This window comes from Streptomyces sp. HmicA12 (assembly GCF_000373565.1).
In the GTDB taxonomy this organism is placed as follows: domain Bacteria; phylum Actinomycetota; class Actinomycetes; order Streptomycetales; family Streptomycetaceae; genus Streptomyces.
Map to the genome: position 1 here is coordinate 302,330 of NZ_KB891850.1, position 23,621 is coordinate 325,950.

Here is a 23,621-nt window from a genome sequence, read left to right on the forward strand (position 1 = left end):
GGAAGTCCTCGACCCTAAGCACACGAAGCTAGGGTGTGGGGCTGAGATGGCCAGCGATATCTGTGGGGAAGCCCGTGCGTGAATACCTGCTGACGCTCTGCATCACGGCCGCGGTGACTTATCTGCTGACAGGCCCTGTGCGGAAGTTCGCGATCGTGGCCGGCGCGATGCCGGAGATCCGGGCACGAGACGTGCACCGGGAGCCCACGCCGCGGCTCGGCGGTATCGCCATGTTCTTCGGCCTGTGCGCGGGCCTTTTGGTCGCCGATCACCTGACCAACCTGGATCAGGTCTACGAGTCGTCGAACGAGCCGAGAGCTCTGCTGTCGGGTGCCGCGCTGATCTGGCTGATCGGCGTTCTGGACGACAAGTTCGAGATCGATGCCCTGATCAAGCTGGGCGGCCAGATGATCGCCGCGGGCGTGATGGTGATGCAGGGTCTGACGATCCTGTGGCTGCCGATCCCCGGCGTGGGGACCGTGTCGCTGACGCAGTGGCAGGGGACCCTGCTGACCGTCGCCCTGGTCGTGATCACGATCAACGCGGTGAACTTCGTCGACGGACTCGACGGGCTCGCGGCGGGCATGGTGTGCATCGCCGCCGCGGCGTTCTTCCTGTACGCGTACCGGATCTGGTACGGCTACGGCATCGAGTCGGCGGCCCCCGCGACGCTCTTCGCGGCGATCCTGATGGGCATGTGCCTGGGCTTCCTGCCGCACAACATGCATCCGGCGCGCATCTTCATGGGCGACTCGGGCTCGATGCTCATCGGGCTGGTGCTCGCCGCCGGCGCGATCTCCATCACGGGGCAGGTCGACCCGGACGCCCTCGAGCTCAACCTGGGCGGCTCCACGCGGGACACCACGCACGCGATGCTCCCCGTCTTCATCCCGCTGCTGATGCCGCTGACCATCATCGCGATCCCGTTCGCCGACCTGGTCCTCGCGATCGTGCGGCGGACCTGGAACGGGCAGTCGCCGTTCGCCGCCGACCGTGGCCACCTGCACCACCGGCTCCTGGAGATCGGCCACTCGCACTCCCGCGCGGTGCTGATCATGTACTTCTGGTCGGCGCTCATCGCCTTCGGCGCGGTCGCCTACTCGGTGCACTCCGCGTCCGGGATGTGGGTCATGCTCACCATCGTCGCGCTGAGCTTCGTGGGCCTCGTCCTGCTCCTGCTGCCGCGCTTCACGCCGCGCACCCCGCGCTGGGCGGAGGGCCTGGTGCCGCCGCGCTACCGCCGTCGCCGGACCGCCGCCGACGAGGCGTCCGCCGCATCCGCGTACGAGACGGGTGAGGGCACGGACGGCGAAAGCGACGGAGGGGAAGAAAAGGCAGAGAAGGCAGAAAAGGAAGAAAAGGAAGAAGGGGAGCAGACGCCGATTCCCGCAGGGGTCAACGGGGCGACGGCAATTGGCGCCCGTTCGCGCTTCTCCGATCGGCGGAAGGCGAGCTCGTCGCGCTGACGCGGCGACCCAAATCGCTCCATTACCAGACAAGTTGATGCCTCGGGCGCACAGGCGCGCACTGTCACTCTCATGTGTGACAGCAAGCACACCATCTAGGTAAAGACCGCATCAAATAGTTTGTGATACCGTTCACGAAACCCGGGGATAGAGCCGAAAGACCGTAGTGCGACGGTCCCTTGGCCCGATTTCCTCTCTCGGCCCCGGACTACGCTCGTCCATGACGACACCCTGCCCCCATCCAGTAAGCGGAGTTGCCGCCATGCCGTCCAATGACGCACGGACCCTTGTTCACACTGCTGTGCCCACAGCCGCCGTCGGCGCGATCGCCGTCGTGATCAGTGCTGCGGTCGCCGGCGGGAAAGGGGCCCTCGGTGCTGCGGTCGGCGCGGTAGTCGCGATCTTCTTCATGGGGCTGGGCCTGCTGGTCCTCGAGCGCACTGCCAAATCGCTTCCGCACCTGTTCCAGATGATGGGCCTGATGCTCTACGCGGCCCAGTTGCTGCTCATGGTCATCTTCATGGCCCTCTTCAAGGACACGACGCTCTTCAACCCGAGGGCCTTCGCGATCGCGCTCGTGGTCTCGACCCTCGCGTGGATCGCCGCGCAGACGCGCGCCCACATGAAGGCGAAGATCCTCTACGTCGAACCCGATTCCGCCTCGCAGAAGGGCGAGAAGCCCGAGAAGGCGGGATCGAAGTCGTGAAGCGTAGGGGCGGGATAAGTGGAGCTTCACGACCCTGCTATCGTCCGGTGCCAACTGCGGCATCGCGGGCGCGGGCATCTGAGCTGACGCCTGCTGTAACGCGAGGCTCGATGCCCAACTGCCGCCCCCACATCCGTAACACCAGTCCCGTGCCGAACTGCGGCTGCGCGCCGCGCCGACACAACGAGGTTGCCGTACCTATGCGCCACGCTGAAGGAGCCCGCGGTGAGTGCTGACCCGACGCAGGTGCTCGCCTTCGAGACCGACTGCCACCTTTTTGATGGATGTGGCTTCCCGGCTCCCGGCCTGCACTCGTTCCTGTTCGAGCCCCTGTGGGGCGACGGAACGAGCAACTTGTACTTCGACAAGACGATGCTCCTGGCGCTGCTCGGCTCGGTCATCATCGTGGTCTTCTTCTGGGCCGCCTTCGCCAAGCCGAAGCTGGTCCCGGGCAAGCTGCAGATGGTCGCGGAGGCGGGTTACGACTTCGTCCGGCGCGGCATCGTCTACGAGACGATCGGTAAGCGTGAGGGCGAGAAGTACGTCCCGCTGATGGTCTCGCTGTTCTTCTTCGTGTGGATGATGAACCTCTGGTCGATCATCCCGCTCGCCCAGTTCCCCGTGACGGCGATCATTTCGTACCCGGCGGCCCTCGCGGCCATCGTCTACGTCCTCTGGGTCAGCCTGACCTTCAAGCGTCACGGCTTCGTCGGAGCCTTCAAGAACTTCTCCGGCTACGACAAGTCGCTGGGCGGGGTGCTCCCCCTCTCGATGACGATCGAGCTCTTCTCGAACCTGCTCGTCCGTCCGTTCACGCACACGGTCCGACTCTTCGCGAACATGTTCGCCGGCCACACCCTGCTGCTGCTCTTCACGATCGCCAGCTGGTACATGCTCAACGGCATCGGCATCGCGTACTCGGCCGTCTCGTTTGTGATGGTCATCGTCATGACCGCCTTCGAGCTGTTCATCCAGGCCGTCCAGGCCTACGTGTTCGTGCTCCTCGCCTGCAGCTTCATCCAGGGCGCGCTGGCCGAAGGCCACTGAGCCCGCATCTCGCACCACCCCCATAGACATCCGGTGGCCAACCCCCACCGGTACTTGAAAGAGAAGGAAGAACCGGCATGTCCGCTCTCGCGCAGACCCTCGCCGCTGGCGTCGAAATCAAGGGCAACCTCGGCTCGATCGGTTACGGCCTCGCGGCCATCGGCCCGGGCGTCGGCGTCGGCATCATCTTCGGTAACGGCACCCAGGCGCTCGCCCGTCAGCCCGAGGCTGCCGGTCTGATCCGCGCCAACCAGATCCTGGGCTTCGCCTTCTGTGAGGCGCTCGCCCTGATCGGTCTGGTCATGCCGTTCGTCTACCCGACCTCCTGACCATCCGTCGGACAGCACCCTTTCGACGAAAGGCAGTTAAATGAGCCCCCTGGTTCAGCTGGCGGTTGAGGAGTCCGAGAACCCCCTCATCCCGCCGATCCCAGAGCTCGTGATCGGCTTCATCGCCTTCGTCATCGTCTTCGGCTTCCTCGCCAAGAAGCTCCTCCCGAACATCAACAAGGTTCTGGAAGAGCGCCGCGAGGCCATCGAAGGCGGTATCGAAAAGGCCGAGGCCGCTCAGACCGAGGCCCAGAGCGTTCTTGAGCAGTACAAGGCTCAGCTCGCCGAGGCCCGGCACGAGGCCGCGCGGCTGCGCCAGGAGGCGCAGGAGCAGGGCGCCACGCTCATCGCGGAGATGCGCGCGGAAGGCCAGCGGCAGCGCGAGGAGATCGTCACCGCCGGTCACGCCCAGATCGAGGCCGACCGCAAGGCAGCCGCTCAGGCGCTGCGTCAGGACGTCGGCCAGCTGGCCACCGACCTGGCCGGCAAGCTGGTCGGTGAGTCCCTCGAGGACCACGCCCGCCAGTCGCGCACGATCGACCGCTTCCTCGATGGCCTCGACGAGACCGCGACGAAGGCAGAGGCTGCACGATGACCGCCCACGGAGCGAGCCGCGAGGCCCTCGCCGCCGCGCGCGAGCGTCTGGACGCGCTGACCGACAACACGTCGGTCGACGCCAAGACGCTCGCCGGCGACCTGGCCGCGGTGACCGCGCTGCTCGACCGCGAGGTCTCGCTGCGTCGGGTCCTCACCGACCCGGCGCAGGCCGGTGACGCCAAGGCCGAGCTCGCGGGCCGGCTGCTCGGCGGCCAGGTCAGCGGCGAGGCCGTCGACCTGGTGTCCGGTCTGGTCCGCTCCCGGTGGTCGTCCTCGCGCGACCTGGTCGACTCCCTCGAGGAGCTGGCCGATACCGCGGACCTGACCGCGGCGCAGAAGAGCGGTGAGCTCGACGACGTCGAGGACGAGCTGTTCCGGTTCGACCGGATCGTCTCCTCCAACACCGAGCTGCGCGCCGCGCTGACGGACAAGGGCGCTTCGGCCTCGATCCGCGGCGACCTCGTGAAGAACCTGCTCGGCGGCCGGGCCCGGCCCACCACCGAGCGGCTCGTCGAGCGTCTTGTGATCGCGCCGCGTGGACGTAGCCTGGAAGCGGGACTCGAATCCCTCTCCAAGCTCGCCGCCGAGCGCCGGGAGCGCATGGTGGCCGTCGTCACGACGGCGGTGCCGCTGAGCGACTCGCAGAAGCAGCGCCTGGGTGCGTCCCTGGCGAAGCTCTACGGGCGTCAGATGCACCTGAACCTCGACGTGGACCCCGAGGTCCTCGGCGGGATCAAGGTGCAGGTGGGCGACGAGGTCATCAACGGCTCCATCGCGGACCGCATCGAGGACGCCAGCCGCCGCATGGCCGGCTGACGTACCCGCAGCACCCGCAGAACACGTAGTACGGACGGCCCTAGTTGGGCCGTGCAGAGGATTCCTGGGGGCGAACCCCAGACCCCCAAGAACACTTCGGGCCCAACAAGGAGAGCAGGGAACCCAGATGGCGGAGCTCACGATCCGGCCGGAGGAGATCCGGGACGCGCTGGAGAACTTTGTCCAGGCGTACAAGCCGGACGCGGCCTCGCGCGAGGAGGTCGGTACGGTCACCCTTGCCGGCGACGGCATCGCGAAGGTCGAGGGTCTCCCCTCGGCCATGGCCAACGAACTGCTGAAGTTCGAGGACGGCACCCTCGGCCTCGCGCTCAACCTGGAAGAGCGCGAGATCGGCGCCATCGTCCTCGGCGAGTTCAGCGGCGTCGAGGAGGGCCAGCCGGTCACCCGTACCGGTGAGGTCCTGTCCGTCGGTGTCGGCGAGGGCTACCTCGGCCGCGTCGTCGACCCGCTCGGCAACCCGATCGACGGCCTCGGCGAGATCGAGACCAGCGGCCGACGCGCCCTTGAGCTGCAGGCCCCGGGCGTCATGGCCCGTAAGTCGGTGCACGAGCCGATGGAGACCGGCTACAAGGCCGTCGACGCGATGACCCCCGTCGGCCGTGGTCAGCGTCAGCTGATCATCGGTGACCGCCAGACCGGCAAGACCGCCCTGGCCGTCGACACGATCATCAACCAGCGCGACAACTGGCGCACCGGCGACCCGTCGAAGCAGGTCCGCTGCGTCTACGTCGCCATCGGCCAGAAGGGCTCCACCATCGCCTCCGTGCGTGGTGCGCTCGAAGAGGCCGGTGCCCTGGAGTACACGACCATCGTCGCCGCTCCGGCGTCCGACCCGGCCGGCTTCAAGTACCTGGCGCCGTACACCGGTTCGGCCATCGGCCAGCAGTGGATGTACGAGGGCAAGCACGTCCTCATCATCTTCGACGACCTCTCGAAGCAGGCCGACGCCTACCGCGCCGTGTCCCTGCTGCTGCGCCGCCCGCCGGGGCGCGAGGCCTACCCGGGTGACGTCTTCTACCTGCACTCGCGTCTGCTCGAGCGCTGCGCGAAGCTCTCCGACGAGCTGGGCGCCGGTTCGATGACGGGTCTGCCGATCGTCGAGACGAAGGCCAACGACGTCTCGGCGTTCATCCCGACCAACGTCATCTCCATCACCGACGGTCAGTGCTTCCTCGAGTCGGACCTCTTCAACGCCGGTCAGCGCCCCGCGCTGAACGTCGGTATCTCGGTCTCCCGTGTGGGTGGTTCCGCCCAGCACAAGGCCATGAAGCAGGTCTCCGGCCGTCTCCGTCTGGACCTGGCCCAGTACCGCGAGCTGGAGGCGTTCGCCGCCTTCGGTTCCGACCTGGACGCCGCCTCGAAGGCCCAGCTGGAGCGCGGTCAGCGTCTGGTCGAGCTGCTGAAGCAGGCTCAGTACCAGCCGATGCCGACCGAGGACCAGGTCGTCTCCGTCTGGGCCGGCACCACCGGCAAGATGGACGACGTCCCGGTCGCCGACATCCGCCGCTTCGAGAAGGAGCTCCTGGAGCACCTGCACCGCAAGGAGCAGGGCCTGATGACCTCCATCAAGGAGGGCGGCAAGATGTCGGACGACACGCTCACCGCCGTCGCCGACGCCATCGCGGAGTTCAAGAAGCAGTTCGAGACCTCGGACGGCAAGCTTCTCGGCGAGGACGCTCCGGCCGTCAACGTCTCCAAGTGACGTAAGGAAGGGACCTGACTCATGGGAGCCCAGCTCCGGGTCTACAAGCGTCGCATCCGATCCGTCACCGCGACCAAGAAGATCACCAAGGCGATGGAGATGATCGCCGCCTCGCGTGTCGTCAAGGCGCAGCGCAAGGTGGCGGCCTCCGCGCCGTACGCGACCGAGCTCACGCGCGCGGTCACGGCGGTGGGGACGGGGTCGAACACCAAGCACCCGCTGACGACCGAGGCCGAGACGGCGACCCGTGTCGCGGTTCTGCTGCTCACCAGCGACCGCGGCCTGGCCGGCGCCTTCAACTCGAACGCCATCAAGGCCGCCGAGCAGCTCACCGAGCGGCTCCAGGCCGAGGGCAAGGAGGTCGACACGTACATCGTCGGCCGCCGTGGTCTGGCCCACTACAACTTCCGCGAGCGCAAGGTCGCGGAGTCGTGGTCGGGCTTCACCGACGAGCCCACGTACGCGGACGCCAAGAAGGTCGCGGGCCCGTTGATCGAGGCCATCGAGAAGGACACGGCCGAGGGCGGCGTGGATGAACTCCACATCGTCTACACCGAGTTCGTCTCGATGATGACGCAGGCGGCGGTCGACAGCCGGCTGCTGCCGCTCAGCCTCGACGAGGTCGTGGAGGAGACGTCGTCCAAGAGCGACGAGATCCTTCCGCTGTACGAGTTCGAGCCGTCGGCGGAGGACGTCCTCGACGCCCTTCTGCCGCGCTACGTCGAGAGCCGTATCTACAACGCGATGCTCCAGTCGGCTGCTTCCAAGCACGCCGCCACGCGCCGCGCGATGAAGTCGGCGACCGACAACGCGGGAGAGCTGATCAACACGCTCTCCCGACTTGCCAACGCGGCCCGCCAGGCCGAAATCACCCAGGAAATCAGCGAGATCGTCGGTGGCGCCAGCGCCCTGGCCGACGCGAACGCGGGGAGTGACAAGTAATGACGACCACTGTTGAGACCGCGACGGCCACGGGCCGCGTCGCCCGGGTCATCGGCCCGGTCGTCGACGTGGAGTTCCCCGTCGACGCGATGCCGGACATCTACAACGCCCTGCACGTCGAGGTCAACGACCCGGCTGAGGACGGCAAGCGCAAGACCCTGACGCTCGAGGTCGCCCAGCACCTCGGTGACGGCCTGGTCCGCGCCATCTCGATGCAGCCCACCGACGGTCTGGTCCGCCAGGCCCCGGTGACCGACACCGGTGCCTCCATCACCGTCCCCGTCGGTGACTTCACCAAGGGCAAGGTGTTCAACACCCTCGGCGAGGTCCTGAACGTCGACGAGCAGTACACGGGCGAGCGCTGGGGCATCCACCGCAAGGCTCCGAACTTCGACGAGCTCGAGTCGAAGACCGAGATGTTCGAGACCGGCATCAAGGTCGTCGACCTTCTCACCCCGTACGTCAAGGGTGGAAAGATCGGCCTGTTCGGCGGTGCCGGCGTCGGCAAGACGGTGCTCATCCAGGAGATGATCTACCGCGTCGCCAACAACCACGACGGTGTCTCCGTGTTCGCCGGTGTCGGTGAGCGCACCCGTGAGGGCAACGACCTCATCGAGGAAATGGCCGACTCGGGCGTCATCGACAAGACCGCGCTGGTCTTCGGTCAGATGGACGAGCCGCCGGGCACCCGTCTGCGCGTGGCCCTCGCGGGTCTGACCATGGCGGAGTACTTCCGCGATGTGCAGAAGCAGGACGTGCTGTTCTTCATCGACAACATCTTCCGCTTCACGCAGGCCGGTTCCGAGGTCTCGACCCTTCTGGGTCGTATGCCCTCCGCCGTGGGTTACCAGCCGAACCTGGCCGACGAGATGGGTCTCCTCCAGGAGCGCATCACGTCGACCCGTGGTCACTCGATCACCTCGATGCAGGCGATCTACGTCCCCGCGGACGACCTGACCGACCCGGCCCCGGCCACCACGTTCGCCCACCTCGACGCGACGACGGTTCTCTCCCGTCCGATCTCCGAGAAGGGCATCTACCCGGCCGTGGACCCGCTGGACTCCACGTCCCGCATCCTGGACCCGCGCTACATCGCGGCGGACCACTACAACACCGCCATGCGCGTCAAGACGGTGCTGCAGAAGTACAAGGACCTCCAGGACATCATCGCGATCCTCGGTATCGACGAGCTCGGCGAGGAGGACAAGCTCACTGTCCACCGCGCCCGTCGCGTGGAGCGCTTCCTGTCCCAGAACACCCACGTCGCCAAGCAGTTCACCGGCGTCGACGGGTCGGACGTGCCGCTGGACGAGTCGATCGTGGCCTTCAACGCGATCATCGACGGCGACTACGACCACTTCCCGGAGCAGGCGTTCTTCCTCTGCGGTGGCATTGAGGACCTCAAGGCCAACGCCAAGGAGCTCGGCGTCTCCTGAAGTCACTGACGTACGTCTGTGACGTGCGTCGACTTCTTGACGGGGGGCGGGTGCCCCGCCCCCCGTCGTACGCCCACTAGACTTTGACCCAACACCCGGCAGCGAGTGCCGCCGGGTGGTGACCCGAGGAGCCCACCTTGGCTGCTGAGCTGCACGTCGAGCTCGTCGCCGCGGACCGCAGTGTCTGGTCCGGCGAGGCCACCCTGGTCGTCGCGCGTACCACGTCCGGCGACATCGGCGTCATGCCCGGTCACCAGCCGCTGCTCGGTGTGCTGGAGTCGGGCCCGGTGACGATCCGTACGAGCGACGGTGGAACGGTCGTGGCGGCTGTCCACGGCGGCTTCATCTCGTTCGCGGACAACAAGCTGTCGCTGCTGGCCGAGATCGCCGAGCTTTCGGACGAGATCGATGTCCAGCGGGCGGAGCGGGCGCTGGAGCGCGCGCAGTCGGACGCCGACGCGTCCGCCGAGCGTCGTGCCGACGTCCGTCTGCGTGCGGTGGCGGCCCGCTGACCCCAGCGAGCCTCTGACGTTCCTCAGCCGCGGCCCAGGCCGGAGTAGCCCTCCGGACCGGGTCGCGGCTGAGGCGATCTATAACTGTTTTTGCTGTTCCGTTATCAGGCGTTCGGATCGTCGAATAGTTTCGTGGCGAATAGTTCCGTGGAGAAGCGAGGAGGTCGGTGCGGATGGTCCTCGTTCTCGTGCTGTGCGTAGTCGCGGTCGTCGTACTCGTACTGCTGGGGTTGTTCGTCTTCGGACTGCGGCGCCGGCTGGTCCAGCGCTCGGGTGGCACCTTCGACTGCTCGCTGCGGTGGGACGCGCCCGCGCCGGACGCCGTGGACTTGGCCGGCAAGGGCTGGGGGTACGGCATCGCGCGCTACAACGGTGACCGGATCGAGTGGTTCCGGGTCTTCTCGTACGCGCCGCGGCCGAAGCGGATTCTGGAGCGGGCGGCCATCGAGGTCACCGGGCGCCGCGCGCCCGAGGGCGAGGAGGAGTTGGCGTTGCTGTCCGACGCCATCGTGCTCGCCTGTACGCATCGGGGCTCTCGGCTCGAACTTGCGATGAGCGAGGACGCGTTGACGGGTTTCCTGGCCTGGCTGGAGGCGGCGCCTCCAGGCCAGCGGGTCAATGTGGCTTGATCGTCGTCGGCTGCGGGTGGTGGGTGGCTGGTCGCGCAGTTCCCCGCGCCCCTGAAGCGTGCGCTGCGCGCAGCTTCCCCTGAAGGCCGCAGGCCTTTCAGGGGCGCGGGGAACTGCGCGAGGAGCCCCACCGGCCGTCAGCCCCGGAACGACATGAAGAAGCCGGGTTGGTGGGGGGCGTTCCCACCAACCCGGCTTCGCTTTGAAGGGGCCCGGGGTTACTTCAGGCCGGAGTCGATCGCGGTCACCAGCTCACCGTTGGACGTGTCTCCCGAGAACTCCCAGAAGAACGCGCCGCCCAGACCCTGCGACTTCGCCCAGCTCATCTTGGAGTTGATCGTCGCGGGGGTGTCGTAGGACCACCAGTCGGAGCCGCAGAAGGCGTACGCCGTGCCGGCCACCGTGCCGTTCGCGGGGCACTTCGTCTTCAGGACCTTGTAGTCCTCGATGCCCTGCTCGTACGTTCCGGCCGCCGGGCCCGTCGCGGTGCCGCCCGGCTCCTTCTGCGTGACGCCCGTCCAGCCGCGGCCGTAGAAGCCGATGCCCAGGAGGAGCTTCTTCGCCGGGACGCCCTGAGCCTTCAGCTTGGCGATGGCGTCGGCGGAGTTGAAGCCCGCCTGCGGAATGCCGGTGTACGAGGTGAGCGGGGAGTGCGGGGCCGTCGGACCCTTGGCCTCCCAGGCGCCGAAGAAGTCGTACGTCATGACGTTGTACCAGTCGAGGGACTGGGCCGCGCCCGCGTAGTCGGTCTTCTCGATCTTGCCGCCCGCCGAGCCGTCGGCGGTGATCGCGGCGGTGACCAGGTTGTTGGCGCCGAACTTGGTGCGCAGGGCCGAGGTGAGGCCCTTCAGCGCGGCGGGGCCCGAGGTGTCGCAGGTCAGGCCGCAGGCGTTCGGGTACTCCCAGTCGATGTCGATGCCGTCGAAGACATCGGCCCAGCGCGGGTCCTCGACCAGGTTGTAGCAGGACTCGGCGAACGCGGCCGGGTTCTTCGCGGCCTCACCGAAGCCGCCGGACCAGGTCCAGCCGCCGAACGACCAGAGGATCTTGAGGTTCGGGTGCTTGGCCTTCAGCTGGCGGAGCTGGTTGAAGGCGCCGCGCAGCGGCTGGTCCCAGGTGTCGGCCTGGCCGGAGACGGAGTTGGCGGCCGTGTAGGCCATGTCCGTGTCGGCGTAGGAGTCGCCCATGGTGCACTTGCCGCCCTGGACGTTGCCGAAGGCGTAGTTGATGTGCGTGACCTTCGCGGCCGAGCCGGAGGTCTCCAGGTTCTTCGGGTAGTACTGGCGGCCGTAGACGCCCCAGTCCGTGAAGTAGCCCAGCTTGACCTTGTCGCCGCCGGTGCCCGGGTCGGTGCCGCCACCGCCAGTGGTGTGGACCTTCACCGAGCCGGAGACCGGGCCGGTCTGGTCGGCGGTGTCGCGCGCCTGGACCGTGTAGGAGTAGTCCGTGCCGGCGGTGAGGCCGGAGTCGGAGTACGAGGTGCCGGTCACCGTGGCGACCTTGGCGCCGTCGCGCAGGACGTCGTAGTTCTTGACGCCCTTGTCGTCCGTGGCGGCCGACCAGGAGATCTTCGCCGAGGTGTCGGTGATGGCGGAGGCGGTGGGGGTGCCGGGCGCGGAGGGGGCCGCGTCGCCGGGGACGTCACCGCCGTCGCAGGAGGCACCGTTGATCTTGCAGCCGGTGGGGGCGCCGGAGCCCGAGCCGTTGAAGCCGAAGGAGATCGAGGCGCCGGGGGCGAGCGTCCCGTTCCAGGAGAGGTTCTTGCCGGTCCAGTGGTTCGCCGAGTTGGTGACGGTGGCGTCCCAGGCGGAGGTCACCTTGGTGCCGGAGGGGTAGTCCCACTCGACGGTCCACGAACTGACGCTCGTGGTACCGGAGTTCTTGATCGTCCACTTGCCCTCGAAGCCGCTGCCCCAGTCCTGGGTCTTGGCGTACGTCGCCGTGACGGCGGTGGCCTCGGCGGCCGCGTGGGAGGGGGTGGCCAGGCCGACCAGGGCGGCCGCGGGGAGTACGAGCGTGGCGAGAGCGGCGGTCGTTCTGTGCCGAAGTCGCTGTCTGGGGACGTCGGTTGAGCGCATGCAGTGCTCCTCGGGTGTTCGGGGTCCGTGTAGGGGGTGGATCCCTGCGACGCCCATGAGCACCGGGGTGGGGGGTGTGCTCAACGCAGTGCGGTGAGAATAGAAAGGTCTGGACCATCGGTCAAGGTCTAAACCAATTACGGATTTCGGCCAACTTGCCGCGGCCGGTCAGACGCCCAACTCCTGGGCCAGTACGGCGGCTTGCACCCGGCTGCGCAGCGACAGCTTGCCGAGGAGCCGGCTGACGTGCGTCTTCACGGTGGCCTCCGCCATGTCGAGGCGTACCGCGATCTCCGCGTTGGAGAGCCCTTCGCCGAGGCACGACAGCACTTCGCGCTCGCGTCGGGTGAGCGTCTCCAACTCCTCTGGAACCGCGCGGGGTTGGGGTCCCGACGCGAACTCCGCGATGAGCCGGCGGGTCACGGCGGGCGCGATCAGCCCCTCGCCGCGCGCGACCGTCCGGACGCCCTCGATCAGGTCCCTGGCGTCGGTGTTCTTGAGCAGAAAGCCGGACGCGCCCGCGCGCAGCGCCCCGAAGACGTACGTGTCGAGGTCGAAGGTGGTCAGCACGAGGACGTCCGCGAGCCCCTCGCCGACCACCGCGCGCGTGGCCGAAACTCCGTCCAGACGCGGCATCTGTACGTCCATCAGGACCAGGTCGGGGCTCAGCTCGCGGGCCAGCGCCACCGCCTGTTCGCCGTCCCGCGCCTCGCCGACGACCTCGATGTCGGGCGCGCTGTTCAGGATGAGGACGAGGCCGGACCGCACGGCGGCCTGGTCCTCGGCGACGAGTACGCGGATCACGCGGGGTCTCCTTCGGTCACGGGGATGTCCAGGGGCAGCGTCGCGCGCACCCGCCACACCTTGCCGCCCGCCGCGTCCGGGGCCTCCTCGGGACCCGCGTCGAACGTCCCGGCCAGCAGCGCGGTCCGCTCCCGCATGCCGACGAGCCCGGCGCCCGAGCCGGGCGCGCGCGGCCCGTCCCGGTCGCCGTACGGGCTGCTCACCCGCACCTCGATCCGGTCGGCGGTGCGCTCGACGTCGACCGTGACGCGGCCGGGGGAGGCGTGCTTGAGGGCGTTGGTGAGGGACTCCTGGACGATGCGGTACGCGGCGAGGCCGACCGGCGCGGGCAGTCCTTCGGTGGCCCCGGTGACGGTGAGTGCGGCGTCGAGCCCGTTCGCGCGGGACTGCTCGACGAGCGCGCCGAGACCGTCCAGGGTCGGCGCGGCGGCCGGCTCGGTGTCGCCGCCCGCGTCCCGCAGGATGCCGATGAGCCGGCGCATCTCGGCCAGCCCGTCGACGCTGTTCTCGCGGATCGTCTCCAACGCCGTACGGGTGGTCGCCGGATCGTCGATGGACAGCGCGGCCGTGGAGTGGATCGCGATCGCCGAGAGGTGGTTCGCCACCATGTCGTGCAGCTCGCGGGCCATCCGGGCGCGCTCGGCCGTCACCGCCTGGGTGCGGTCCATCTCGGCGAGCAGCGCGGTCTGCTCGGCGCGCAGCCGTTCGGCGGCCGCCGTCTCGCGGTGGTTGCGGACCAGGACACCGGTCGTCGCGGGCGCGAGGGTGAGCAGCCCGACGGCGACCCCGATCAGCAGCGCCTCGGGGCGCCGCAGCCCGGCGAGAGCGCCCAGCGTCGCCGCGACCGTGAGCAGCCCGCTCGCCACGGGGATGCGCCGGGCCGCGGCCGGGGACCCGTACAGGACGGCCGCGTAGACGAGGTCCGTGTACATCAGGACGGTGGCCAGACTGCCCTGGGTGAACTGGTCGGCGACCAGCACGAGGGTGCCCGCCGCCACCGCGCACCACGGCAGCGTCCGCCGCACCAGCTCCAGGCCCGCCATCGCCACGAGCGGCACGATCACCCAGGCCCCGTCGAGCAGCCGCCCGGTGTTCATCCGGAGCCCGATGCCCCACAGCAGGAGCCCGCCGAGGAGCCCCGCCACGGCGATCCGGACGTCGTCGCGGTGCGGCGGGCGGGGGAGCGTGAGCTGCATGCCCCCATCCAACACGGCCGGGGCGCGGCGGGCGTGGTGCCGCGGGACGAAGCCGGGCGGGCCGTCAGTACATCGAAAGATGCAGTCCCGCTTCGTCACGTACGACGACGATCTCGCGCCCCGCGGCAGAGAGCCTGGAAGCAGGGGAACGAGAGGAGCCCGTCGTGATGGCCGTACTCGTCGTCATCTGCGAAGTCGCCTTCTGGGTGCTGCTCGCCGCAGGTCTGGCCCTGCGCTACGGGGCGAAGATGCCGCGCGCGAGCGTCGCCGTACTGCTGTGCGAACCGCTGCTGGAGGTGCTCCTGCTCGTCGTCACCGCGATCGACCTGAAGAACGGCGCCGAACCGGACTGGAAGCACGGTCTGGCCGCGGTCTACATCGGCTACTCGATCGCGCTCGGCCACTACACCGTCAGGTGGGTCGACGTCCGCGTCGCCCACCGGTTCGCGGGCGGCCCGCCGCCGTCCACGCCCAAGTACGGGGTGCCCCGGGCGATCCACGAGTGGAAGATCGCCGCCCGCTGGGTGGTCGCCGCGCTGATCGCCATGGGGCTGCTGCAGGCCGCGATCTGGTACGTCGGTCCCGACGGGTCGACCGCGTCCCTCACGCAGTGGCAGCAGCGGATGCTGTTCCTGATCGGCATCAACGTGGTCATCGCGGCGAGCTACACGGTGTTCCCGAAGAAGGTGCCGACAGTGACGACGTACAAGGGCTAGCGCTCCCCGCCCGGCACCCAGAGCACGTCCCCGACCTCCTTGTTCGCCGTGCGGGCGAGGATGAAGAGCAGGTCCGAGAGGCGGTTGAGGTACGTCGCGGTCAGGGGGTTCATCGTCTCGCCGTGCACCTCCAGCGCCGCCCAGGTCGAGCGTTCGGCCCGGCGCACCACGGTGCACGCCTGGTGCAGCAGGGCCGCGCCCGCGGTGCCGCCGGGCAGGATGAACGAGCGCAGCTTCTCCAGCTCCGCGTTGAAGCGGTCGCAGTCGGCCTCCAGCTTGTCGACGTAGAACTGCTCGACGCGCAGCGGCGGGAACTCCGGTTCGGCGACGACCGGGGTCGAGAGGTCGGCGCCGACGTCGAAGAGGTCGTTCTGGACGCGGGTCAGGACCTTCACGACCTCCCCGTCCAGGCCGCCCAGGGCGATCGCCGTGCCGATGACGGCGTTGGCCTCGTTGGCGTCCGCGTAGGCCGAGATCCGCAGATCCGTCTTGGCGGTGCGGCTCATGTCACCGAGGGCGGTGCTGCCCTTGTCTCCGGTACGGGTGTAGATGCGCGTCAGATTGACCATGCGACCAGCCTAGTTATGGACCGGCCCGGCGGAACACGCGTGTGCCCACCGTCACGGCGCCGGCCGCGAAGGCGAGCGCCACGAGGACGCCGTAGAGCATCCGCGCCGTCGCGTACTCGCCGACGTACGCGTCCCGGATGGCGTCGACGAGATAGCGCAGCGGCATGACGTGCGAGAGGACGTTCAGCCAGGCGGGGCCGAGCGCCATCGGCAGCATCAGGCCGGAGAGCAGCATCGAGGGCATCGTCACCGCGTTGACGACGGGACCGAACTCCTGCGGCGTGCCGACCCGGAACGCGAGCGCGTACGACAGCGACGCGAGCGAGATCGTCAGGAGCGCCACGAAGGCGAAGCCGATCAGGATCCCGGCGAGCGGCGCCCGCAGGCCCATCGCCACCGCGGTGAGCACGAGCAGCACCGCCTGGAAGAGGAAGAGGAGGGTGTCGCGCAGCACCCGGCCGAGCAGCAGCGCGAGCCGGCTGACGGGCGTGACCCGCATCCGCTCCACGACGCCGGAGTGCTTCTCCAGGATGATCCCGAAACCGCAGAACGCGGCTCCGAACAGGCCGAGTTGGAGCAGCAGCCCCGGTACGAGAACCTGCCACGAGCTGCCGGACGAGGCGAGCGGCAGGCTGGTGAGCAGGGGGCCGAAGAAGACCAGGTACAGCAGCGGCATCAGGATGCCGAACAGCATCTGGAACTTGGAGGAGACGGTCTGGCGGGCGTACCGCCCGAAGATCAGCGCGGTGTCCGCGGCGAGGGTCCTCATGTCGCTCACACCGCCACCGGGGTCGGGTCCACGGGCGCGGGACCGCGCCCGGTGATCGCCAGGAAGGTCTCCTGGAGCGACGCGTCGATCGACCCGCCGTGCTCCAGCTTGAGGGCGCTCGGCGTGCCCTCGGCCGCCACGACGCCCTGGTCCACCACGACGATCCGGTCGGCCAGCGCGTCCGCCTCGTCCAGGTAGTGCGTGGTGAGGAAGACGGTCGTGCCGTGCTCGGCGCGCAGCCGCCGCACCAGGTCCCAGAGGTCGGCGCGGCTGCCCGGGTCGAGCCCGGTCGTCGGCTCGTCGAGGAAGAGGACCTTCGGGCGGTGGGTGAGGCCCATCGCGATGTCGAGGCGGCGCCGCTGCCCGCCGGAGAGCGCGGCGGTCCTGCGCTCCAGGAGCTCGGTGAGGCCGAGGTCGGCCGCCAACTCCTCGGCCCGCTCGACCGCCTGAGTTTTCGTCAGGCGATACAGGCGGCCCTGCGTGACCAGCTCCTCGCGGACCGAGATGTTCGGGTCGACGCCGCCGGACTGGGCGACGTAACCGACCGCGCGCCGCACCCCGGCCGGGTCGGACACCAGGTCGCGGCCCGCGACGGTGGCCGCGCCCCCGGTGGGCGGGAGCAGTGTCGTGAGCATGCGCAGGGTCGTGGTCTTGCCCGCGCCGTTCGGGCCGAGGAAGCCGAGGATCTCGCCGGGCTCGACGTGCAGGTCGATGCCGCGGACGGCCTCGACGGGCCCCCGTTTGGTGGTGAAGGTCCGGGCGAGCCCGGACGTGCTGATGACTGCCATGCGGGCAAGAAAAACAGAGTCACTGTAATTTTGCAATGCACCCAAAATTTCAGTGAGGCCAGCTAACTCGTACACTCGACCCATGGCAGAAGGGCTCAGGGAGCGGAAGAAGCGGCAGACCAGGCAGTTCATCTCGGACGTGGCGACCGGGCTGTTCCTGGAGCGCGGTTTCGACGCGGTGACCATCGCGGAGATCGCGGACGCCGCGAACGTCTCCGTGAACACGGTCTACAACTACTTCCCGGCCAAGGAGGACCTGTTCCTCGACCGCTCCAAGGGCGTCGTCGACCGGATGTCGCGCTGGGTGCGCGGACGCGGCCCGGGGGAGTCCGCGGCCACCGCCGTGCTGCGCGAACTGCGCGAGGAGATCGAGTCGGTCTCGCCCCGCGTCGGGCTGATGGACGGCTACAGCGACTTCATGAGGGTGGTGCACGGCGCTCCCGCCCTGCGCTCCCGCCTGTGGGCCATCCAGCAGGAGGTCCATGACAACCTGACCGAGACCCTGCGCCAGGAGACCGGCGCGGCCGACGACGACGTGCTGCCCGACCTGATCGCCGGCCAGATCGGCTGGGTGCACCAGACGGTCATGGCGGGCATCGGCCGCCGCATGCTCGCCGGCGGCAGACCCGCCGAGGTCTCCCGCGAGATGCTCGACGTCCTCGACGAGATCGACGAACTCCTGAGCGAGAAGGTGCTCAACTACGCGGTACGCGACGTCTGATGGACCCCGCCGGTGTGATGTCCGTCATTCGAGACGTGACGCGCATCTCTTAACCGCCACACGTCCGCTCACGGGCGCTATCGTCCGCCGGAGAGCAACGTAAACAGTGGTTAAGCGGTACGCGGGTACGCGGTTAGGGGAGTCGCACGTGGCACGGAAGCTCGCCGTCATCGGAGCCGGCCTGATGGGGTCCGGCATCGCCCAGGTCTCCGCCCAGGCGGGCTGGGACGTCGTCCTGCGCGACGTCACCGACGAAGCCCTCGCGCGCGGCACCGGCGGCATCGAGGCGTCGTACGAGAAGTTCGTGAGCAAGGGCAAGCTGGACGCCGCGGACGCGGAGGCGGCGCTCGCCCGCATCACCACGACCACCGATCTGGACGCGGTCGCCGACGCCGATCTCGTCGTCGAGGCCGTCTTCGAGAAGCTCGAGGTCAAGCACGAGATCTTCCGCGCGCTCGACAAGATCGTGCGGGACGACACCGTCCTCGCGTCCAACACCTCCGCCATCCCGATCACCAAGATCGCGGCGGCGACGGAGCGCCCCGAGCGCGTCGTCGGGGTGCACTTCTTCTCGCCGGTGCCGATGATGCAGCTGTGCGAGCTGGTCCGCGGCTACAAGACGAGCGACGAAACCCTCGCCACCGCACGGGAGTTCGCCGAGTCCGTCGGCAAGACCTGCATCGTCGTCAACCGCGACGTGGCGGGCTTCGTGACCACCCGCCTCATCTCCGCCCTCGTCGTCGAGGCCGCGAAGCTGTACGAGTCGGGCGTCGCCACCGCCGAGGACATCGATGTCGCCTGCAAGCTGGGCTTCGGACACGCGATGGGCCCGCTGGCCACCGCCGACCTGACCGGCGTCGACATCCTGCTCCACGCGGCCGGGAACATCTACACCGAGTCCCAGGACGAGAAGTTCGCGCCGCCGGAGCTGATGCGCCGGATGGTGGACGCCGGTGACATCGGACGTAAGAGCGGGCAAGGCTTCTACAAGTACGGCTGAATCGAGCACGCCTGACACGACGTCACTCCTCGGAGTGAATTCGGTATCGGTTCGCTTACAGACGGCAACTTCTGGCGCCTTGAGCCAGTCAGTTGCAGTGACATACCCAGATCACATGGATACCTCTCGTTAACTGATCGCACGGGGAGCGCATATGCACATCAGGGGCGACCACGCCGAGCTGGTCGTCGGGGGCCGCCTCGACGTCCGCAGCGCGGCGGACGCCCGTACGGTCCTGCACACCGCCGTCGACGACGGAATCGGCGACCTGGTGCTCGACCTGTCCGAACTGGACTCGTGGGACGCGACCGGACTCGGCGTCATCATGGGCGCCCACCGGCGCGCCGGCCGCTGTGGACGACGGCTCGTGCTGCGCGGGGTGCCGCCCCAGATGCAGCGCCTGCTGGTCGCGACCCGGCTGCACCGGATCCTGGCCATCGAGGGCGGCATCGGCGTCGAGTCGCTGCCGCGCGTCTGAGGCGCGAATGACTTCCGAAGGCGTGAATCAGTCATTCCTGTGGGAAGCGCCCACAATCCTCACGAGACTGTGACGTCTCGGACGGCCCGGCACCCCGACTGTTCATAGATACTGAGCAAAGGTCTAGGGTTCGGTCGCCCGCGGTATGACGTACCCGCCTCGCGGGCACCGGACCAGAAGCGACAGCGCAGTGTGCACAGGCCGGGAGGGGCAAGCGGCACACCACGCTTTTGGGGGGCTTTGACCATGGACCCGATGAACCGGGGACCGGAAGATTTCAGCCAGGACCGGCGCGACGACAGCACGGGCGGGCGCGGGGGGCGCCAGCGTCCGCCACGCGATCCGCTCACACCCGATTTCGGCCAGCCGTCGCCGGCGCTCGCGCGCACCTCGCAGCTCGTGTCCGGCGACTATCTCCTCACCGTCAATCCCGTCGACGGCAGCGAGATCGAACCCTGCCCGCCGGGCGAGCGCCCCGGCCGGCCCGTCAAGTACGACGCCCAGGAGCGCATCGAGCTCGCCCGCGCCACGCGCCCGCCGCTGCCGCCCGGGCCCGCGCTGCCCCGGCTGCCGCTCCTGGAGCGCCAGGAGGACCGTGAGCGGCTGGTGCGGCTGCTCGCCCGCGGACGCTCCGTCCGCCTCACCGGCCCTTCGGGATCCGGGCGTACCGCGCTGCTCGACCAGGTCGCCGAGGACTGCCTCGACATAGCGCCCGACGGCGTCGTCCGCCTGTCCGGGCACCGGCGCTCCGCCGACGACCTGCTGCACGACCTGTTCGGCGCCGTGTACAACGCGCCGCTGCACCGCCCCGACCGCGCCCTGCTGCTCGAACTCGTCCACGAGGTCGGCGCCGTCGTCGTCCTCGACGACCTGGAGTTCGGCGGCGCCCAGCTCGACGAACTCCTCGAAGCCACCCCCGAGTGCGCCTTCCTGCTCGCCGCGACGCCCGACGTGGCCGCGCCGTCCGCCGACTCCCACGTGGAGGAGGTCTTCCTCGGCGGGCTCGGCCGCGGCAGCAGCCTGGAGCTGCTCGAGCGGGCCGTCGGCCGCGTCCTGACCGACGAAGAGGCCCAGTGGGCCGGCGACCTGTGGTTCGAGTCCGAAGGGCTGCCGTTGCGGTTCGCGCAGGCCGGTGCCCTGCTGCGGCAGCGCGACCAACTGCGCGCCGACCCGGACACCTTCGACGCGTTCGGCTACTACGAGGGACCGGGGGCCGCCCCGGTGGACGCCCCCTTCGACTCCGACGACGGACACGACGTACCGCTGCCCTCGCTCGCCGAGGGCGCCGCGCCCGCCGCGCTGCTCGCCTCCCGGCTGAGCGGATCGGCCCGTGCCACCCTGCGGTTCGCCGTCACGCTCGGCGGCGAGATCCCGCACCAGGCGCATCTGCCCGCGCTCGTCGGCGACCAGCACGCGGACGCCGCCCTCGCCGAGCTCGTCTCCTGCGCGCTCGTCACCACGGTCGGCGGGCGCTACCGCCTCGCGACCGGCGTGCAGGTGCAGCTGGAGGCCGCCGGATACGGGGACGACACCGTCGAGCGGGCCGACACCGCGGCCCGGCACTACGCCTGGTGGGCCGGGCACCCGTCGGTCGGGCCCGAGCGGGTCGCCGCCGAGGGCGACGCACTGCTCGCCGCGCTCCTCGCCCTCGTACCGTCGACGACGCCCGTACCGGCCGAGGAGGAGCCGCCCGCGTCCGTGGAGCTGGCCCGCGCGGCCGCGCCCGCGTTCGCCGCGGGGCTCGCCTGGAGCGCCTGGGAGCGGGCGCTGCGCTCCGGGCAGGAGGCGGCACGGCTCGCCGGACTCGTGCACGAAGAGGCCTATTTCCACCACGAGTTGGGGATACTCGCCCTCCTCGGCGGGCAGCTCGACCGGGCCCGCGCCGAGCTGGAGGCCTCCATCGGCCTGCGCGGCGCCCTCGCCGACAAGCGCGGCACGATCGCGGGCCGGCGCGCCCTCGCCCTGGTGGCGGACCGCTCCGGCGGCGCGCTGCCCGGTGGGCGTACGGCGGCCGGTGAGGAAGTCCCGGACGCGATGTACGAGGAGTCGCAGTCGCCGCCCGGCGGGGTGCCCGCCGCGTACGCGCAGCCCGAACCGCCGCGCGAGCCGGACGCGTCGCTGACCCGGCAGGTCCCGCCGACGCCCGCCCCGCCCGCCCCGACCGTCATCGGCGGCGGTGCGGCGCCCTCGCGCAAGTCGGTCGTCACCGGCACCCGGCGCAACCTGGTCGCGGCCGGCGCGGGCGCGCTGCTCGCGGCGGTGCTCGGCACGGTCGTCACCCTCGGCGCCACGTCCAACAACGACCAGCCGCCGTCCGACAAGGTGAACACCAACCCGTCGGCCACGGCGGGGGAGAGCGGCGGCGACCTCGGCGCGGACAAGGCCGACCAGGGCGGCGACAAGGGCGGCGACGACTCCGCGTCCACGGCGGAGCCGACCGACCCCGGCAAGGACGGGATCCCGGGCACGGCGGACGACCCGACGCCGTCGTCGGGCGGCACCGACGAACCGTCGGACGAGCCGAGCGGCACCAAGTCGCCGGACGACCCGACGAAGTCGCCGACCAAGAAGCCGACGAAGTCCCCGACCAAGTCGCCCACGAAGCCGCCGACCAAGTCCCCGACGCCGAGCGACGATCCGACGAGCCCGGATCCGACCGACGAGCCGACGACCCCGGATCCGACGGACCCGACCGACGACCCGACGACGCCGGACACCTCCGACACGGCGAGCAGGCCCGTGACCACCGCCCCGGTGACCAGTACGGACGCCGGCACCCCGAGCGGTTCCGGTTCCGTCATGTGAGGCATGCGAGGCCGGTGACGAGAAAAGCCGCGGTCGCGTCCGCTCGGTCGACGAGCGGACGCGACCGCGGCTTTTCGCCGGTCGCTCGCGCGGCTAGAACAGCCGCAGTTTGTCGTCCTCGATGCCGCGCATCGCGTTGTAGTCGAGCACGGTGCAGCCGATGCCCCGGTCGGTCGCCAGGACGCGCGCCTGCGGCTTGATCTCCTGGGCCGCGAAGACTCCCCGGACGGGGGCGAGGTGCGGGTCCCGGTTCAGCAGTTCCAGGTAGCGCGTGAGCTGCTCCACGCCGTCGATCTCACCGCGGCGCTTGATCTCGACGGCCACGGTCCCGCCGTCGGCGTCGCGGCACAGGATGTCGACGGGGCCGATCGCCGTCATGTACTCGCGGCGGATGAGCGTGTAGCCCTCGCCGAGCGTCTCGATGCGGTCGGCGAGCAGCTCCTGAAGGTGTGCTTCCACGCCGTCCTTGATGAGGCCGGGATCGACGCCGAGTTCGTGCGAGGAGTCGTGGAGGATCTCCTCCATCGTGATGATGAGTTTCTCGCCCGCCTTGTTGATGACGGTCCAGGTGCCCTCGTCGTCACCCGTGCCCTCCTTCAAGGTGCAGGGCGGCGACATCCAGTTGAGGGGCTTGTAGGCCCGGTCGTCCGCGTGGATGGAGACGCTGCCGTCCGCCTTCACGAGGATGAGGCGGGGAGCCGACGGAAGATGGGCGGTGAGCCTGCCCGCGTAGTCCACGGAGCAGCGGGCGATGACGAGACGCATGGTGGGCAACGCTACTCGACCGGCACTGGTCCACGCGATTCGCCCCGAAAGAAGGTCGTTCGTTATTGGCCGGTTGTGTGCGAACAGGGCGCCGTACGCCCTGTTGCGCTCCGGAAGCGTTGCTTACCGTAGAAGCAGGAGGTCGTGGCGCGTGCACGCTGCGTGTCGATGGGCTGTGTGCGCCGTGGACTCCTGGCCTGTCCGTGAACCCCTGCTCCCTGGGGGTGCGAGAGGAGAACCCATGTCGCTCGACGTCTCACCGGCGCTGTTGGAACAGGCCGAGCGAGGCGAGGTTGACGAAGCGGACTTCGTCGACTGCGTCCGGACCTCCCTGCCTTACGCATGGGAGATGATCAGCTCCCTGGTGGCCCAGTTGAAGGTCGACGGCGGAGATTTCGCCGACAACCAGACGCCGCCGCCGGACGAGCAGGCACGTGGGCAGCTGCTGCGTGCGCTCGCGAGTGACGCGATACGTGGCGCACTGCAGCGGCACTTCGGTGTCCGGCTCGCGTTCCAGAACTGCCACCGGGTCGCGGTGTTTCCGCAGGACCCCGCGGTCGACGGGACGCTGGCCCGCTTCACCTCGGCTCGCAATCAGCTGCTCAACCAGTCACCGGAGTTGCGTGACTGCTGACAGCTGACGCCTTTGGTTCGGTCTGCCTGCCGTCCCGTGCGCGGGAGGTGCATCTGTACGGGCGGCAGGCACCGGGCCCCTGGTCGTGGCCTCGA

Annotated in this window: 24 protein-coding genes; 17 read left to right on the forward strand and 7 right to left on the reverse strand. The window is 69.3% G+C overall.

Features of this window, described 5'->3' with window-relative positions; translation table 11 throughout:
- Positions 1-74: 74 nt before the first annotated feature.
- The 11 genes from B072_RS0138685 to B072_RS0138735 all read left to right on the forward strand — a co-directional run bounded on the left by B072_RS0138685 (position 75) and on the right by B072_RS0138735 (position 10,203).
- A complete protein-coding gene (locus tag B072_RS0138685; RefSeq protein ID WP_018535363.1) occupies positions 75-1,466 on the forward strand; it encodes an MraY family glycosyltransferase in 1,392 nt (463 codons plus the stop codon).
- A 262-nt stretch (positions 1,467-1,728) separates the two neighbouring features.
- Positions 1,729-2,172 carry a hypothetical protein gene (locus tag B072_RS0138690; RefSeq protein WP_026246754.1) on the forward strand — a complete coding sequence of 148 codons (444 nt, stop codon included), beginning with the start codon at positions 1,729-1,731 and terminating at the stop codon, positions 2,170-2,172.
- 225 nt (positions 2,173-2,397) lie between these two features.
- Entirely contained in the window at positions 2,398-3,219 is an 822-nt protein-coding gene (atpB, locus tag B072_RS0138695) for a F0F1 ATP synthase subunit A (protein WP_026246755.1), read from the forward strand.
- 77 nt (positions 3,220-3,296) lie between these two features.
- Positions 3,297-3,548, forward strand: coding sequence for an ATP synthase subunit C (locus B072_RS0138700; RefSeq protein ID WP_018535366.1), 252 nt, complete (start codon positions 3,297-3,299; stop codon positions 3,546-3,548).
- Positions 3,549-3,588: 40 nt separating this feature from the next.
- A complete protein-coding gene (locus tag B072_RS0138705; RefSeq protein ID WP_018535367.1) occupies positions 3,589-4,143 on the forward strand; it encodes a F0F1 ATP synthase subunit B in 555 nt (184 codons plus the stop codon).
- Positions 4,140-4,961, forward strand: a complete 822-nt coding sequence (locus tag B072_RS0138710; protein ID WP_018535368.1) for a F0F1 ATP synthase subunit delta — start codon at positions 4,140-4,142, stop codon at positions 4,959-4,961. Before B072_RS0138705 ends, B072_RS0138710 begins: the two co-directional genes overlap by 4 nt.
- Before the next feature lie 127 nt (positions 4,962-5,088).
- Positions 5,089-6,684 carry a F0F1 ATP synthase subunit alpha gene (gene atpA, locus B072_RS0138715; RefSeq protein WP_018535369.1) on the forward strand — a complete coding sequence of 532 codons (1,596 nt, stop codon included), beginning with the start codon at positions 5,089-5,091 and terminating at the stop codon, positions 6,682-6,684.
- 21 nt (positions 6,685-6,705) lie between these two features.
- On the forward strand, positions 6,706-7,626 hold the full coding sequence (locus tag B072_RS0138720) for a F0F1 ATP synthase subunit gamma (RefSeq protein WP_018535370.1): 921 nt from the start codon (positions 6,706-6,708) through the stop codon (positions 7,624-7,626).
- The gene (gene atpD / locus B072_RS0138725; RefSeq protein ID WP_018535371.1) at positions 7,626-9,062 is read left to right on the forward strand and encodes a F0F1 ATP synthase subunit beta; all 1,437 of its coding nucleotides are present in this window, start codon (positions 7,626-7,628) and stop codon (positions 9,060-9,062) included. The genes B072_RS0138720 and atpD overlap by 1 nt, the downstream gene beginning before the upstream one ends.
- A gap of 137 nt (positions 9,063-9,199) precedes the next feature.
- Entirely contained in the window at positions 9,200-9,574 is a 375-nt protein-coding gene (locus B072_RS0138730; protein ID WP_018535372.1) for a F0F1 ATP synthase subunit epsilon, read from the forward strand.
- A gap of 173 nt (positions 9,575-9,747) precedes the next feature.
- A complete protein-coding gene (locus B072_RS0138735) occupies positions 9,748-10,203 on the forward strand; it encodes a DUF2550 domain-containing protein (protein ID WP_018535373.1) in 456 nt (151 codons plus the stop codon).
- A 218-nt stretch (positions 10,204-10,421) separates the two neighbouring features.
- Here the strand turns inward: B072_RS0138735 and B072_RS0138740 are convergent, their stop codons facing one another.
- The 3 genes from B072_RS0138740 to B072_RS0138750 all read right to left on the reverse strand — a co-directional run bounded on the left by B072_RS0138740 (position 10,422) and on the right by B072_RS0138750 (position 14,281).
- A complete protein-coding gene (locus B072_RS0138740) occupies positions 10,422-12,281 on the reverse strand; it encodes a glycoside hydrolase family 18 chitinase (RefSeq protein WP_018535374.1) in 1,860 nt (619 codons plus the stop codon).
- Positions 12,282-12,449: 168 nt separating this feature from the next.
- Complete coding sequence (locus B072_RS0138745; RefSeq protein ID WP_018535375.1) at positions 12,450-13,085, reverse strand: response regulator; 636 nt, start codon at positions 13,083-13,085, stop codon at positions 12,450-12,452.
- Positions 13,082-14,281, reverse strand: coding sequence for a sensor histidine kinase (locus B072_RS0138750; RefSeq protein WP_018535376.1), 1,200 nt, complete (start codon positions 14,279-14,281; stop codon positions 13,082-13,084). Before B072_RS0138750 ends, B072_RS0138745 begins: the two co-directional genes overlap by 4 nt.
- Before the next feature lie 167 nt (positions 14,282-14,448).
- Here B072_RS0138750 and B072_RS0138755 point away from each other — a divergent pair, with 167 nt between their 5' ends.
- Positions 14,449-14,997, forward strand: a complete 549-nt coding sequence (locus B072_RS0138755) for a hypothetical protein (protein ID WP_018535377.1) — start codon at positions 14,449-14,451, stop codon at positions 14,995-14,997.
- On the opposite strand, the gene B072_RS0138760 is transcribed toward B072_RS0138755, so the two are convergent.
- From B072_RS0138760 to B072_RS0138770, 3 genes are read right to left on the reverse strand one after another with little or no spacing between them, the layout of a single operon-like run.
- Positions 14,994-15,566, reverse strand: coding sequence for a cob(I)yrinic acid a,c-diamide adenosyltransferase (locus B072_RS0138760; RefSeq protein ID WP_018535378.1), 573 nt, complete (start codon positions 15,564-15,566; stop codon positions 14,994-14,996). The genes B072_RS0138755 and B072_RS0138760 overlap by 4 nt on opposite strands.
- A gap of 13 nt (positions 15,567-15,579) precedes the next feature.
- Positions 15,580-16,335, reverse strand: a complete 756-nt coding sequence (locus B072_RS0138765) for an ABC transporter permease (protein ID WP_026246757.1) — start codon at positions 16,333-16,335, stop codon at positions 15,580-15,582.
- Positions 16,336-16,340: 5 nt separating this feature from the next.
- Positions 16,341-17,123 carry an ABC transporter ATP-binding protein gene (locus B072_RS0138770; protein ID WP_018535380.1) on the reverse strand — a complete coding sequence of 261 codons (783 nt, stop codon included), beginning with the start codon at positions 17,121-17,123 and terminating at the stop codon, positions 16,341-16,343.
- 82 nt (positions 17,124-17,205) lie between these two features.
- Between B072_RS0138770 and B072_RS0138775 the strand changes: the two genes are divergently transcribed.
- From B072_RS0138775 to B072_RS0138790, 4 genes are all read left to right on the forward strand, one after another.
- Positions 17,206-17,844 (forward strand): TetR/AcrR family transcriptional regulator, encoded by a 639-nt coding sequence (locus tag B072_RS0138775; RefSeq protein ID WP_018535381.1) that lies wholly within the window; start codon positions 17,206-17,208, stop codon positions 17,842-17,844.
- Between the two features lie 148 nt (positions 17,845-17,992).
- Positions 17,993-18,844 carry a 3-hydroxyacyl-CoA dehydrogenase family protein gene (locus tag B072_RS0138780; RefSeq protein WP_018535382.1) on the forward strand — a complete coding sequence of 284 codons (852 nt, stop codon included), beginning with the start codon at positions 17,993-17,995 and terminating at the stop codon, positions 18,842-18,844.
- 154 nt (positions 18,845-18,998) lie between these two features.
- Positions 18,999-19,322 (forward strand): STAS domain-containing protein, encoded by a 324-nt coding sequence (locus tag B072_RS0138785; protein ID WP_018535383.1) that lies wholly within the window; start codon positions 18,999-19,001, stop codon positions 19,320-19,322.
- Between the two features lie 246 nt (positions 19,323-19,568).
- Entirely contained in the window at positions 19,569-22,127 is a 2,559-nt protein-coding gene (locus B072_RS0138790) for an ATP-binding protein (protein ID WP_026246758.1), read from the forward strand.
- 93 nt (positions 22,128-22,220) lie between these two features.
- Here the strand turns inward: B072_RS0138790 and nucS are convergent, their stop codons facing one another.
- Positions 22,221-22,892, reverse strand: coding sequence for an endonuclease NucS (gene nucS / locus B072_RS0138795; protein WP_018535385.1), 672 nt, complete (start codon positions 22,890-22,892; stop codon positions 22,221-22,223).
- Positions 22,893-23,133: 241 nt separating this feature from the next.
- Between nucS and B072_RS0138800 the strand changes: the two genes are divergently transcribed.
- Complete coding sequence (locus B072_RS0138800) at positions 23,134-23,526, forward strand: SCO5389 family protein (RefSeq protein WP_018535386.1); 393 nt, start codon at positions 23,134-23,136, stop codon at positions 23,524-23,526.
- The last annotated feature ends 95 nt before the right edge of the window (positions 23,527-23,621 follow it).

Bases quoted from the DNA above. Each gene is read 5' to 3' on its own strand.
- B072_RS0138690 (WP_026246754.1), top strand. From the start codon at position 1,729: ATGCCGTCCAATGACGCACGGACCCTTGTTCACACTGCTGTGCCCACA.
- B072_RS0138700 (WP_018535366.1), top strand. From the start codon at position 3,297: ATGTCCGCTCTCGCGCAGACCCTCGCCGCTGGCGTCGAAATCAAGGGC.
- B072_RS0138705 (WP_018535367.1), top strand. From the start codon at position 3,589: ATGAGCCCCCTGGTTCAGCTGGCGGTTGAGGAGTCCGAGAACCCCCTC.
- B072_RS0138710 (WP_018535368.1), top strand. From the start codon at position 4,140: ATGACCGCCCACGGAGCGAGCCGCGAGGCCCTCGCCGCCGCGCGCGAG.
- atpA (WP_018535369.1), top strand. From the start codon at position 5,089: ATGGCGGAGCTCACGATCCGGCCGGAGGAGATCCGGGACGCGCTGGAG.
- B072_RS0138720 (WP_018535370.1), top strand. From the start codon at position 6,706: ATGGGAGCCCAGCTCCGGGTCTACAAGCGTCGCATCCGATCCGTCACC.
- atpD (WP_018535371.1), top strand. From the start codon at position 7,626: ATGACGACCACTGTTGAGACCGCGACGGCCACGGGCCGCGTCGCCCGG.
- B072_RS0138735 (WP_018535373.1), top strand. From the start codon at position 9,748: ATGGTCCTCGTTCTCGTGCTGTGCGTAGTCGCGGTCGTCGTACTCGTA.
- B072_RS0138740 (WP_018535374.1), bottom strand. From the start codon at position 12,281: ATGCGCTCAACCGACGTCCCCAGACAGCGACTTCGGCACAGAACGACC.
- B072_RS0138750 (WP_018535376.1), bottom strand. From the start codon at position 14,281: ATGCAGCTCACGCTCCCCCGCCCGCCGCACCGCGACGACGTCCGGATC.
- B072_RS0138755 (WP_018535377.1), top strand. From the start codon at position 14,449: ATGGCCGTACTCGTCGTCATCTGCGAAGTCGCCTTCTGGGTGCTGCTC.
- B072_RS0138760 (WP_018535378.1), bottom strand. From the start codon at position 15,566: ATGGTCAATCTGACGCGCATCTACACCCGTACCGGAGACAAGGGCAGC.
- B072_RS0138765 (WP_026246757.1), bottom strand. From the start codon at position 16,335: ATGAGGACCCTCGCCGCGGACACCGCGCTGATCTTCGGGCGGTACGCC.
- B072_RS0138770 (WP_018535380.1), bottom strand. From the start codon at position 17,123: ATGGCAGTCATCAGCACGTCCGGGCTCGCCCGGACCTTCACCACCAAA.
- B072_RS0138775 (WP_018535381.1), top strand. From the start codon at position 17,206: ATGGCAGAAGGGCTCAGGGAGCGGAAGAAGCGGCAGACCAGGCAGTTC.
- B072_RS0138785 (WP_018535383.1), top strand. From the start codon at position 18,999: ATGCACATCAGGGGCGACCACGCCGAGCTGGTCGTCGGGGGCCGCCTC.
- B072_RS0138790 (WP_026246758.1), top strand. From the start codon at position 19,569: ATGGACCCGATGAACCGGGGACCGGAAGATTTCAGCCAGGACCGGCGC.
- nucS (WP_018535385.1), bottom strand. From the start codon at position 22,892: ATGCGTCTCGTCATCGCCCGCTGCTCCGTGGACTACGCGGGCAGGCTC.
- B072_RS0138800 (WP_018535386.1), top strand. From the start codon at position 23,134: ATGTCGCTCGACGTCTCACCGGCGCTGTTGGAACAGGCCGAGCGAGGC.